Genomic DNA, 12,685 nt, shown 5'->3' with positions numbered 1-12,685 from the left:
GGTACGGGCGACACGGCCGTTGCGTGGCCAGATTGATTACCAGCGCCCTCCCCTAAAATCCGTCCCCCCAGCGGAAGCTGGGGTATCCCGCGGGGCGGGTGACGCTCGCTCCACTGAGAGATCCCAGCTTTCGCTGGGATGACGGGGGAGAGGAACGCTGCGCACCTCCACCCGCGCCCCGCCCAAGCCTCAGTGGTTGTGCCGAGGCGTCTTTGCCGAGATCCCGCGATACTTCACGGCGAAGTCGAGTACGCCGCCCTCGGCCAGCTGCCCGGTCTTCTCGCGGTACAGTTCCTCCCAGGGCGTATGGCTTTCGGGCACCGGCGGCAGGCCCTCGCCCTTGCGCCGCGCGATCTCGTCCGGCTCGACCAGTGCGTCGCACCGTCCCGCGACCAGATCGATCCGCACGATATCGCCGGTCCGGATCCACGACAACCCGCCACCGACCGCACTCTCGGGCGACACGTTCAGGATCGAAGGGCTGTCAGACGTCCCCGACTGTCGCCCGTCGCCGAGCGTTGGCAGCGCCAGTACGCCGCGCTGGATCAGCGCGTCGGGCGGCTGCATGTTGACGACTTCCGCCGAGCCCGGCCAGCCGATCGGCCCCGCCCCGCGGATTACCAGGATACAGCTCTCGTCGATGTCGAGCGCAGGATCATTGATCCGGTGGTGATAATCGTCCGAGCCTTCGAACACGATCGCCCGCGCCTCGAACCGATCCTCGGCGCCCGGCGTCGACAGATACCGCTCGCGGAACGCCGGCGAGATCACCGACGTCTTCATGATCCCGAAATCGAACAGATTGCCCTTCAGCACCAGGAAGCCCGCACGCTCCATCATCGGCGCGTCGAACGGCTTGATCATCTCGCGGTCGCGCGTCTCACGCCCCGCGATGTTCTCGCCGATCGACCGGCCCGTGACCGTCAGGCAGCTCGTGTCGAGCTTCCCGCCCGCGATGAGTTCATGCAGCACCGCGGGCACGCCGCCCGCGCGGTGGAAACGCTCGCCGAGATACTTCCCCGCCGGCTGCATGTTCACCAGCAACGGCAGGTCATAGCCATGATCCGACCAGTCCTCGGGGTACAAGGTCACGCCGGCATGCTGCGCCATCGCCATGATATGCGGCTGGGCATTGCTGGACCCACCGATCGCGCTGACGACGCGGATCGCGTTGAGGAAGCTCTCGCGCGTGAGGATCTTCGACGGCCGCAGATCCTCGTACGCCATCTCGACGATCCGCCGCCCGGTCTCATACGCCATCTGGCCGCGCTCGCGGTACGGCGCTGGAATCGCCGCGCACCCGGTGAGCGACAAGCCAAGCACTTCGGCGACCGCGTTCATCGTCGATGCCGTGCCCATCGTGTTGCAATGCCCGGCCGAGGGCGCGCTGTCGGTGGCGCGGTTGAGGAACTCCTCCTCGTCGATCTCGCCCGCCGCGAGTTTGCGCCGACTGCGCCAGATCACCGTCCCCGATCCGACCAGTTCGCCGTCATGCCAGCCGTCGAGCATCGGGCCACCCGACAACACGATCGCAGGAATATCGACGGTCGACGCTGCCATGATGCCGCTCGGCGTGGTCTTGTCGCAGCCCGTGGTGAGCACGACCGCATCGATGGGGTAGCCGTACAGCGTCTCGACCAGCCCAAGATAAGCGAGGTTGCGATCAAGCGCGGCGGTCGGCCGGCGGCAATTCTCGAAGATCGGGTGAACCGGAAACTCCATCGCGATGCCGCCCGCATCACGAATCCCGTCGCGGGTCCGCTTGGCGAGTTCGAGGTGGATCCGGTTGCAGGGTGACAAATCGCTGCCCGACTGCGCGATGCCGATGATCGGCCGCCCCGAGCGCAACTCGGCCGGGGTCAGCCCGTAATTCATGAAGCGTTCGAGGTAGAGCGCGGTCATGTCGGAACGCGCGGGATCGGCGAACCAGTCGCGCGATCGGAACGGCTTCACCGGTACACGGTCCACTGCAAACTCTCCTGAACGCATTCGATTGTCTTATGGGAGCGCTACCGCGACGAACGGGAGTCGGTCAAGCGCGCACGATGGCGGGAGGACGTCGCCGCGGCGCCGCATCCGACTGTCGTCGTACGAGCGTATAGTCCAGTACGACGTGCCCGTTGGTATCCTTGCCGCCACCGCGCCGATGCGAGATCGCCGAGACGAGCAGCTCGACCGCCGCGCGCGACATGTCGGCGATCGGCTGATGGATGGTGGTCAATTCGGGCCAGATCGTCGTCGCGAGCGCGCTGTCGTCGAAGCCGCACACCGTAAGATCGCCGGGTACGTCGAGGCCACGACGATGCGCGACGGCGACGCTCGCCGCCGCCATGTCGTCGTTGCTCGCGAAGATCGCGGTCGGCGGATCCTTCGCGTCGAGCAATTGCTCTGCGCCATCGAGCCCCGATCGATAGGTGAACAACCCGCCGACCACGAGCGACTCGTCCGCCGCCAACCCGGCATCGGAGATCGCCGCCAGATAGCCCTGATGACGCAACTCGCTGGCGGTCTGGTTGGGGTTGCCGATGATGAACCCGATTCGCGAATGCCCCAGTTTCACAAGGTGTTCGGTCATTGCCCGTGCGGCTTCGAAATCGTTGATGGTGACGGCCGCGGACCCATTCGGCGGCGACCCGGTGGCAACGACGACCGTCGGCACCCCCGCTTCCATCAGCACGTCCAGCACGGCGCGCGAGTCGCACAATGGCGGCGGCAGGATCACGCCATCGATCCCGCTGTCGATCATGTGCCGCGCCACCTCGATCTCATGGTCGCCGATGTCGCATTTCTCGACGACAAGTTGCACGTCGCTGCGGCTCGCCTGTTCGAGGCTGCCGACGAGGAACTCGCTGAGATAGGCCGAACTGGGGTTGCTGTAGAGAAGGCCGATCCGCATCTGCCCGCCGCCCGCAAGGCTGCGCGCGGCACGGTTCGGGGCGTAGTGAAGCGTCGCGATCGCGGCGTTGACCGCGTCCCGGGTCGCATCGCGCACCTTGGCTTCGCCGTTGATGACCCGTGACACGGTCATCGGCGAGACGCCGGCGAGCGCCGCCACATCGGAAATTGTCGGTGCTCCGCTCCGGCGTCCGGTTGCGGTGCGCGGTTTGCGCGTCATTGTCCCCATCGCCGACGTTTAGCAGGGGAACGCAGGATAATCAGCCTGCAATCGATATCACTCTACACTTCACCACATTTGAAGCGTGGCTTGCGTGTTATCGCTCCCAACCTTACTTTGCCGCCAGCATCATTTGCGGCCCCGCCTTACCTTTTGCGTGGCCGCTCCGAACGCCTGGAGATTTAAAATGGACGGCACCTTCCCGATCGGCGCGCGCGCCGTAAGCAGCGACGTCACCTTCCTGGCGATCGATCCGTCGACCGACGCGAAGATCGAGCCCGCCTTCGCGGTATCGAGCGAGGCCGACGTTGCCGAAGCATGCAAGCTCGCCGAGGCGGCCTTCGACACCTTCCGCGAAACCGATCCCGAGACTCGCGCCAAATTCCTCGAGACGATCGCCGACGAGATCGAAGCGATCCACGATCCCCTCGTCGCGCGTGCGATCCAGGAGAGCGGCCTGCCCCGCCCACGCCTCGAAGGTGAACGCGGCCGGACGACCGGTCAGCTCCGCCTGTTCGCCAAGCATCTCCGCGCCGGGACCTGGGCGTCGGTCATCATCGACGAAGCACAGCCCGATCGTAAGCCTGCCCCCCGCTCCGATCTGCGCCAGCGCCGCATCGCAGTCGGCCCGGTCGCCGTGTTCGGCGCCTCGAACTTCCCCCTCGCCTTCTCGGTCGCGGGCGGCGACACAGCCTCGGCCCTCGCCGCCGGTTGCCCGGTCGTGGTCAAGGGCCACCCCGCGCATCCCGGCACGTCGGTGATGGTCGGCAAGGCGATCCAGGCTGCGGTCGCCAAGTGCGGCCTGCCCGAAGGCGTGTTCTCGCTGGTCCAGGGGCCCGCGAACGAACTCGGCGCGGCGCTCGTCAAGGATGCCCGCATCAAGGCGGTCGGCTTCACCGGCTCGCGTGGTGGTGGCCTGGCGCTGGTCGCTCTCGCCGCAGCGCGCGCCGAGCCGATCCCGGTCTATGCCGAGATGAGCAGCGTCAATCCGGTGATCGTGTTCCCGGCCGCCCTCGCGGCGCGCGGTGCCGCGCTCGGCAAGGCCTATATCGGTTCGCTGACGATGGGTTCCGGCCAGTTCTGCACCAACCCGGGTATCGTCGTCGCAGTCGACGGCCCTGACCTCGACACGTTCGTCGAGGCCGCCGCCGCAGCCCTCGGTGAAGCTGCGCCGCAGGTCATGCTGACCCCCGGCATTCATGCCAGCTATGACAAGGGCGTCGCGGCGCTTGCCGGTCACGACGCGGTCGAGACGCTCGCACGCGGCACCGAAGCCGAGGGTGCCAATCGCGGTCGCGCCGCGCTGTTCTCGACCACCGGCAAGGCGTTCGTTGCCGATCCGGCGCTGTCGCACGAAGTGTTCGGTGCGGCCTCGATCATCGTCCGCTGCACCGATCTGGCCGAGGTCCGCCAGGTTCTCGAACAGGTCGAGGGGCAGCTGACGATCACGCTGCAGATCGACGAAGGCGATTACGCCGACGCGGCAGCGCTGGTCCCGGTGCTCGAGCGCAAGGCTGGGCGCATTCTCGCGAACGGCTGGCCCACGGGCGTCGAGGTCGCACCGGCGATGGTTCACGGCGGCCCCTTCCCCGCTACCTCGGACCCGCGCACGACCTCGGTCGGCACAGCCGCCATCGAGCGCTTCCTGCGCCCGGTCTGCTACCAGGACCTTCCCGACGCGCTGCTTCCCAAGGCCGTCAAGCACGACAACCCGCTCGGCCTGCCGCGCACCGAGGGCTGATCGACTCGAGACCTGACAAGGGAGGAAGTGCTACCGCACGGCGGCGCCTCCTCCCTTGTTCTACTGCGAGGGCGGCAGCCCGGTCTGGGTCCTTCCCTTACCGGACGGACATGCTTGAGTTCAGCCGACGCGCCCTTTCAGAACACGCGTAATTATTGACACGCGCGCGTCGCTTACCCACTAGTCCGGCATGACAACGCCTGGCTCGTCGCGCTCCATTTCCCTGCCATCCGATCTTGGCAACTACATCGACGAATTGACCAGCGGAGGGCTTGGCGACGCCACCGCCATCGTCCGCACCGCGCTCCAGCAGATGCGCGACCGCGATGTCGCCTCGACCGCACCAGCCGCGAGCCTGATCGGCGGCGGCGAATGCGGCATGCTCGTTCGCCAGCGCGACTGGAACGCCACGCCGCTCGGGCCGATCGACTCATGGCCCGCCGAACTACGCGTCACGCTTGCCAACATCCTCAATTCGCCGGTCGCCAAGGTCGTGATGTGGGGGCCCGAGCACATCATGCTCTACAATGACAGCTACTGCGCGATCGCCGGGGACCGCCACCCCGCCGCGCTCGGCAGCCCGGTCGCGACGGCGTTCCCCGAAGTGTGGGACTGGAACCGCGACGTTCTGAAAGCGGGATTCGCAGGCGAGACCGTTGCCTACCGCGACCAGCCGATCCTCTTCCAGCGGACCACCGGCCCCGAGACGCTGACGCTCGATCTGTTCTACACCCCCGTCTACTGCGCGGGCGGCACGGTCGGCGGTGTGCTCTGCACGATGGTCGACAATAGCGGCCGAGCCGAAGCCGAACGCCGCCTCGCCGCCAGCGAAGCCGAACTGCGCCGCGTGACCGACGCCGTGCCGATGCTCATCTCGTATGTCGACCGCGACCACATCTATCGACTGGCGAACGCGCAGTATGACGCGTGGATCGGCGCGTCGCCCGAGGCAATGATCGGCAGGCCGGTCAGGGAGATCGTCGGCGAGGCGGTCTACCAGGATCGTCGCGCATCGTTCGACCGTGCCTTTGCCGGCGAAAGCTTCACCACGCAGGCGGTCTTCCCGCACCGCGACGGTCGGCCACGCCGTTCCGAGTTTCGCTACGTGCCCCATTTCGCGGCGGACGGCACGATCCCCGGCATCTACATCCTCGGCATCGACGTCGAGGAGCGTGCCGAACGCGAGGCGGCGCTCGGCATCAGCAACGGCCGGTTCCGGACCGCGATGGACGCGGTCCACGGCGTCTTGTGGACCAACAGCCCGGATGGCCGGATGGTCGGCGAACAACCCGGCTGGGCTGCGCTGACCGGCCAGTCGATCGCCGAATACCAGAATTTCGGGTGGGCCGACGTGATCCATCCCGACGACGTCGCCGCAACCATTAAGGCGTGGACCGCGGCGGTATTGGCGAAATCCATGTTCGTGTTCGAACACCGCGTCCGTCGGCATTGCGGCGCATGGCGTACCTTCGCCGTCCGAAGCCTGCCGATCATCGACGAGGGCGGCGACATCGTCGAATGGGTCGGGGTTCATACCGACATCACGCACCAGCGCGCAGCCGAAGCGGCGTTGCGCGAGCAGGCCGAGGTGCTCGCGCGGCAGGTCCGTCATCGTGAGCGCGCCGAGGACCAACTCCGCCAGCTCAACGAGACGCTCGAGGCGCGGGTCATCTCCGAGATCGACGAACGTCGACAGGCCGAGGCCAAGCTCGCCCAGGCGCAGAAAATGGAGACGGTCGGCAAGCTAACCGGCGGCGTCGCGCACGATTTCAACAACCTGCTTCAGGTCGTGTCGGGCAACCTCCAGCTGCTCGGCAAGAATCTGGCCGGGAACGAACGGGCTCAGCGCTGGGTCGACAACGCGATGGCCGGGGTCTCGCGCGGATCGAAGCTTGCATCGCAACTGCTCGCGTTCGGGCGTCGTCAGGCGCTGGAGCCGAAGGTGGTCAACGTCACCCGCTTCGTGCGCGGGATGGACGACATGCTGCGCCGTGCGATCGGCGAAGGCATCGAGATCGAGACGGTCGTCGGCGGTGGCCTGTGGAACACCTTCATCGATCCCGCCCAGATCGAGAACGCACTCCTCAACCTCGCGATCAATGCCCGCGACGCCATGGAGGGCCAAGGCAAGCTGACGATCGAACTCGGCAACGCGCACCTCGACGACAATTATGCGCGCAGCCACGAGGAGGTCGAAGCGGGCCAATATGTCCTTCTCGCAGTGTCGGATACCGGCAGTGGCATGACTCCCGACATCATCGAAAAGGTGTTCGAGCCGTTCTTCTCGACCAAGAGTGAAGGCAAGGGATCCGGCCTCGGCCTGTCGATGGTTTACGGGTTCGTCAAACAGTCCGGCGGCCACGTGAAGATCTATTCGGAGGTCGGCGAAGGGACCACGATCAAGCTCTATCTGCCGCGCGCGATGGAAAGCGAGGCCATCGAGGTCGTCGCCGATGCCGGGCCGATCCTGGGCGGCACCGAGACCGTTCTGGTTGTCGAGGATGACGACGAGGTGCGCACGACGGTCGTCGAGTTGCTGACGGATCTGGGGTACAGCGTCCTGAAGGCGGTCGACGCGGCCAGCGCGCTCAACGTGGTGGAAAGCGGCGTGCCGATCGACATCCTTTTCACCGACGTGGTGATGCCCGGAACACTTAAAAGCCCGGAACTCGCACGCAAGGCCAAGGAGCGGTTGCCGGATATCGCGGTGTTGTTCACCTCTGGTTATACCGAAAATTCGATCGTTCATGGCGGCAAGCTGGATGCCGGGGTCGACCTGCTGTCAAAGCCGTACACACGCGAAGCCCTGGCGCGTAAGTTCCGCGACGTGCTGGCCAATGGCCCGCGTGTCGCCGACCCGGCCGCCAAGGCCGCGCGCGACTCACGCATCGAGGCCGACCGGCGGCTGGACGCGCCGGCACGGCGGACGGTGCTGCTGGTCGAAGACGACGAGATGATCCGCGCGAATACCGCCGAGATGCTGCAGGGAAGCGGCTTCGTCGTCGTCGATGCGGCCAGCGCGGAGGACGCGATGACCGCGCTCCAGACCGTGCCGATCGATGCCCTGGTTACCGACATCAATTTGCCGGGTGTGTCGGGACCCGATTTTGCCCGAACCGCGCGCGCGCTGCGACCCGGCGTGGGGATCGTCTTCGCAAGCGGCGATACCGCCTCGGTCGAGGGCGATACCGACGCGATCATGCTGGAGAAGCCCTATGGGCTGGATGCGCTGACCGCGGCGGTGATGGCGTCGATCGGAGAAACGACGCTGGCGGAACCGCCGGTGACGGACCGCGTGAAGCTCGCAAAGTAGCACCGAGCCGAGACCACGGCGTCGGGCGGAGCTGTTGGCCCCGCCGGCCTGGCCTGATGCTGGAGCCGCGCCGGAGCTTTCACTCCGGCGCGGATGTCAGGCCGCAAACTGGTTCATCGTGTTGTGCGCGCCGCCGGCCTTCAATGCCGCCTCGCCCGCGAAATATTCCTTGTGGTCGTCGCCTAGGTCCGAGCCGGACATGTTCTGGTGTTTCACGCAGGCGATACCCTCGCGGATTTCCTTGCGCTGGACACCCTTCACATAACCCAGCATCCCGGCGTCGCCAAAATACTCTTTGGCGAGGTTGTCGGTCGACAGGGCCGCGGTGTGATAGGTCGGCAGCGTGATGAGGTGGTGGAAGATGCCGGCGCGCCTGGCCGAATCCGCCTGGAAGGTGCGGATGCGTTCGTCGGCTTCGTCGGCAAGCGTGGTGCCGTCATAATCGACGCTCATCAGGCGAGCGCGATCATAGGCCGAAACGTCCTTGTTTTCCGCCGACCATGCGTCGAACACCTGCTGGCGGAAGTTCAGCGTCCAGTTGAACGATGGCGAGTTGTTGTAGACGAGCTTGGCATTGGGGACGACTTCGCGGATGCGGTCGACCATGCCGGCGATCTGCTCGATATGCGGCTTCTCGGTCTCGATCCACAGCAGGTCCGCACCGTTCTGTAGCGACGCGATGCAGTCCATCACGCAGCGATCCTCGCCCGTCCCGGCGCGGAACTGGAACAGGTTCGACGGGAGGCGCTTCGGCCGGAGCAGCTTGCCGTCGCGGTTGAGGATAACGTCGCCGTTCTGCGCGGTCGCCGGATCGATCTCCTCGCAATCGAGATACGAGTTATACTGGTCGCCCAGGTCGCCCGCTTCCTTGCTGACCGCGATCTGCTTGGTCAGGCCGGCGCCGAGCGAGTCGGTGCGCGTGACGATGATGCCGTCCTCGACGCCGAGTTCGAGGAACGCGTAACGGCACGCGCGAACCTTGGCGAGGAAGTCCTCGTGCGGCACGGTCACCTTGCCGTCCTGATGACCGCACTGCTTCTCGTCGCTGACCTGGTTCTCGATCTGGAGCGCGCAGGCACCCGCCTCGATCATCTTCCGCGCAAGCAGATAGGTCGCCTCGGCATTGCCGAAGCCGGCATCGATGTCGGCGATGATCGGCACGACGTGCGTCTGGTGGTTCTCGATCGCGTTGAGCAGCCGCTGTTCCTCGATCGCGTTGCCGGAAGCGCGAGCGGCATCGACGTCGCGGAACATCATGCCGAGCTCGCGCGCGTCCGCCTGACGCAGGAATGTGTAGAGTTCCTCGATCAGCGCCGGGACACTGGTCTTCTCGTGCATCGACTGGTCGGGCAGCGGACCGAACTCGCTCCGCATCGCCGCGACCATCCATCCCGAGAGGTACAGATACCGACGATCGGTCGTCCCGAAATGCTTCTTGATGCTGATCATCTTCTGCTGCGCAATGAACCCGTGCCAGCATCCGAGCGACTGCGTGTAGCTGGTCGGGTCCGCATCATAGGCGGCCATGTCCTTGCGCATGATCGCGGCGGTGTAGCGGGCGATGTCGAGCCCCGTCGTGAACCGGTTTTGCAACCGCATCCGGGCGACCGACTCCGCCGAGATCGCATCCCAGGTACCGTTCCGGTCGGCGATGAGGTTGGTCATGTGTGCGATATGCGTCTGGTAGGTCACGGGCGATCCTCGTCTGCTGCGATGATCGGTGTGTAGCGATGTTGACAGTCACCAAGCCCAATAACGCGTGGCGCACAGCGTATCGGTGTCACGAACGATGCGGACAGCGTGTCCACTTGTCATGTTCGTGACAAAGGCGACTTGGACGAGCGCGCTGATGCCTTAACGCAGATCAAGCCACTGCTATTCCTCGTGAAAGATCGGAACATTCGAACTCCCGACGCTGTTGAACAGGCTTCGCAGTCTGGAGACGATCATGACCGAAAGCGGACCAAGGGACGATGCGCCACTCAGCACGTCCAAGCGCAGCGACGCCGGCGCGGATGCAGCACGTGAACTGACTGATGGCAAGGGCAGCAGCATCGTCGCCCGCGCCGTGACGATCAATCGTCCGGTCGCCGAGTTGTTCGCCTATTTCCGTGATTTCACGAACCTCCCGACCTTCATGGAGAATGTCGAGCGCGTCGATGTCCTCGACCAGCGCCGATCGCACTGGGTCGTCAAAGGCCCGGCCGGCAAATCCTATGAGTGGACGTCCGCGATTACGGACGAAGCGCAGGACAGCGTCATTGCCTGGGCCTCCGAAGACGGGGCAGATGTACCGAACAGCGGCCGCGTCGAGTTCCGTGACGCCGGTGCCCGCGGCACGGTCGTGACCGCGACCATCCTGTACGATCCGCCAGGTGGCGTGATCGGCAAGCTGATCGCCAAGATGTTCCAGCGCGAACCCGCGATCCAGGCACGCCGTGACCTGCGCCGCTTCAAGCAACTGATGGAAACCGGCGAGATCGCGACCGCCGCAATGAACCGCAAGCAACGCGAAGAGGAGATGGCCTGATGCGCGCTCTGGCATGGCACGGTAAGCACGACGTTCGCGTCGATACGGTCGACGACCCCGAAATCGTCAACCAGCGCGACTGCATCATCAAGGTCACCGCGACCGCGATCTGCGGCTCCGACCTGCATCTGTACGACGGGTACATCCCGACGATGCAGGCTGGCGACATCCTCGGCCACGAGTTCATGGGCGAAGTCGTGGAAGTCGGCGCCAAGTCGACCCTGAAGAAGGGCCAGAAGGTCGTCGTCCCGTTCACGATCGCGTGCGGCAGCTGCTATCACTGCGGCAAGCATCAATATTCAGCGTGTGACAACGGCCTTCCCGCCGACAATCAGGACATCGCGCAGGAACTGTACGGCCAGCCCATGTCGGGCCTGTTCGGCTATAGCCACATGACCGGCGGCTATGCGGGCGGCCAGGCGGAATATGTCCGCGTGCCGTTCAGCGACGTCGGTCCGATCGTCATTCCCGAGGGAGTCGACGACGAGAAGGTGCTGTTCCTGTCGGATATCCTGCCGACCGGCTGGATGGCGGCGGAGAACGCGCAGATCGAGCCCGGCGATACGGTCGCGGTCTGGGGCTGTGGCCCGGTCGGCCTGTTCGCGGTGCAATCGGCATTCCTGATGGGTGCCGAGCGCGTGATCGCCATCGACCATTTTCCGCACCGGTTGGAGCTCGCCAAGAAGTTCGGCGCGGAGACGATCAACTTCGAGGAAACCGCGGTCTACGAAGCGCTGATGGTGATGACCGGCGGCATCGGTCCGGACGCGGTGATCGATAGCGTTGGCCTGGAGGCGCACGGGTTCTTCGTCGACAACGTGCTCGACCAGATCAAGGCATCCACCTTCCTCGGCACCGATCGGGCGCACTCGATCCGCCAGGCCATCATCGCCTGTCGCAAGGGCGGACGGGTGTCGATGCCGGCGGTGTATGGCGGGTTCATCGACAAGTTCCCGCTCGGCGCCTTCATGGAGAAGGGGCTGACCCTCAAGACCGGCCAGACGCACGTCCAGCATTACATGCCGGCGCTGCTCAACGCGATCATGGAGGGGAAGATCGACACGACCTTCCTGATCTCGCACCGGATGGACCTGGAGGATGCCCCCAAGGGCTATGACATGTTCAAGAACAACCAGAACGAAGTGACGAAAGTCGTGCTGAAACCCGGCTTCAACTGAGGATACCTGAAATGGCTGATAAATTCGCAATCATCACCGGCGCCTCGACGGGCATCGGTTTCGAACTCGCCACGCTCGCCGCGAAGGACGGCTACGACATCCTGGTCGTCGCCGACGAACCGCTGATCGAGGCCGCGGCGCAGGACTTCAAGCAGTTCGGCACCGACGTGCAGTCGGTCCAGGCCGACCTCTCGACGCTCGAGGGCGTCGACCAGTTGCTGGCGGCAACGAACGGCCGGACGGTCGATCTGGTCTGCGCCAATGCGGGACGCGGGCTCGGCAAGGCGTTCCTCGACCAGGACCTGGCCGAGTGGCGCAAGGTGGTCGACACCAACGTCGTCGGCACCGCCTATCTGTTGCAGAAGGTGTTGCCGCCGATGGTCGCGCGGAACGCCGGCAAGGTGCTCGTGACCGGATCGATTGCAGGCTACATCCCCGGCGCGTTCCAGGCGGTCTACAACGGCACCAAGAGCTTCGTCGACAGCTTCGTCGCAGCGATCCAGAACGAGATCAAGGATGCGGACGGTGTCACGCTGACCAACCTGATGCCGGGACCGGTCGACACCGAGTTCTTCGACCGCGCGCACATGATGGACACCGACGTCGGCACCGATCCGAAGAAGAGCGACCCTGCCGACGTGGCGAAGGACGGCTGGGATGCGCTGATGGCGGGCAAGGCGGCGATCGTGTCCGGCTGGAAAAACAAGATCCAGTCGACGATCGCCAACGTCACGCCGAACGCCGTGCTGGCCGAAATGCACCGCAAGATGGCCGAACCCGGTACCGCCGACAGCTGAACAGAACACGA

At 65.3% G+C, this 12,685-nt stretch carries 8 protein-coding genes; 5 read left to right on the top strand and 3 right to left on the bottom strand.

The genetic code is table 11. The features are described from left to right. Positions 1 to 189: 189 nt before the first annotated feature. Together SJY41_RS03240 and SJY41_RS03235 are read right to left on the bottom strand one after the other, a co-directional pair. Positions 190 to 1,989, bottom strand: coding sequence for an IlvD/Edd family dehydratase (locus tag SJY41_RS03240; RefSeq protein WP_380779025.1), 1,800 nt, complete (start codon positions 1,987 to 1,989; stop codon positions 190 to 192). Positions 1,990 to 2,032: 43 nt separating this feature from the next. Next, the gene (locus tag SJY41_RS03235; RefSeq protein WP_380779023.1) at positions 2,033 to 3,115 is read right to left on the bottom strand and encodes a LacI family DNA-binding transcriptional regulator; all 1,083 of its coding nucleotides are present in this window, start codon (positions 3,113 to 3,115) and stop codon (positions 2,033 to 2,035) included. Positions 3,116 to 3,302: 187 nt separating this feature from the next. Between SJY41_RS03235 and SJY41_RS03230 the strand changes: the two genes are divergently transcribed. Next, positions 3,303 to 4,856: an aldehyde dehydrogenase (NADP(+)) gene (locus tag SJY41_RS03230; protein ID WP_380779021.1), complete on the top strand. Its 1,554-nt coding sequence runs from the start codon at positions 3,303 to 3,305 to the stop codon at positions 4,854 to 4,856. 190 nt (positions 4,857 to 5,046) lie between these two features. After that, complete coding sequence (locus SJY41_RS03225; RefSeq protein WP_380779019.1) at positions 5,047 to 8,169, top strand: PAS domain-containing protein; 3,123 nt, start codon at positions 5,047 to 5,049, stop codon at positions 8,167 to 8,169. A 96-nt stretch (positions 8,170 to 8,265) separates the two neighbouring features. Here the strand turns inward: SJY41_RS03225 and SJY41_RS03220 are convergent, their stop codons facing one another. Then, positions 8,266 to 9,861 carry an isocitrate lyase gene (locus tag SJY41_RS03220; RefSeq protein WP_380779018.1) on the bottom strand — a complete coding sequence of 532 codons (1,596 nt, stop codon included), beginning with the start codon at positions 9,859 to 9,861 and terminating at the stop codon, positions 8,266 to 8,268. Between the two features lie 256 nt (positions 9,862 to 10,117). Between SJY41_RS03220 and SJY41_RS03215 the strand changes: the two genes are divergently transcribed. The 3 genes from SJY41_RS03215 to SJY41_RS03205 are packed head-to-tail and all read left to right on the top strand — an operon-like array spanning position 10,118 to position 12,674. Then, positions 10,118 to 10,699, top strand: coding sequence for an SRPBCC family protein (locus tag SJY41_RS03215; protein ID WP_380779016.1), 582 nt, complete (start codon positions 10,118 to 10,120; stop codon positions 10,697 to 10,699). Continuing rightward, positions 10,699 to 11,877, top strand: coding sequence for a zinc-dependent alcohol dehydrogenase (locus SJY41_RS03210; RefSeq protein WP_380779014.1), 1,179 nt, complete (start codon positions 10,699 to 10,701; stop codon positions 11,875 to 11,877). Before SJY41_RS03215 ends, SJY41_RS03210 begins: the two co-directional genes overlap by 1 nt. An 11-nt stretch (positions 11,878 to 11,888) precedes the next feature. Further along, a complete protein-coding gene (locus SJY41_RS03205; RefSeq protein WP_380779012.1) occupies positions 11,889 to 12,674 on the top strand; it encodes an SDR family NAD(P)-dependent oxidoreductase in 786 nt (261 codons plus the stop codon). The last annotated feature ends 11 nt before the right edge of the window (positions 12,675 to 12,685 follow it).

Origin of the sequence: Sphingomonas sp. R86520 (assembly GCF_042466285.1) — a bacterium.
GTDB lineage: Bacteria > Pseudomonadota > Alphaproteobacteria > Sphingomonadales > Sphingomonadaceae > Sphingomonas.
The sequence above is the reverse complement of the archived record's forward strand: the minus strand, read 5'-3'. Positions and strand labels throughout refer to the sequence as shown.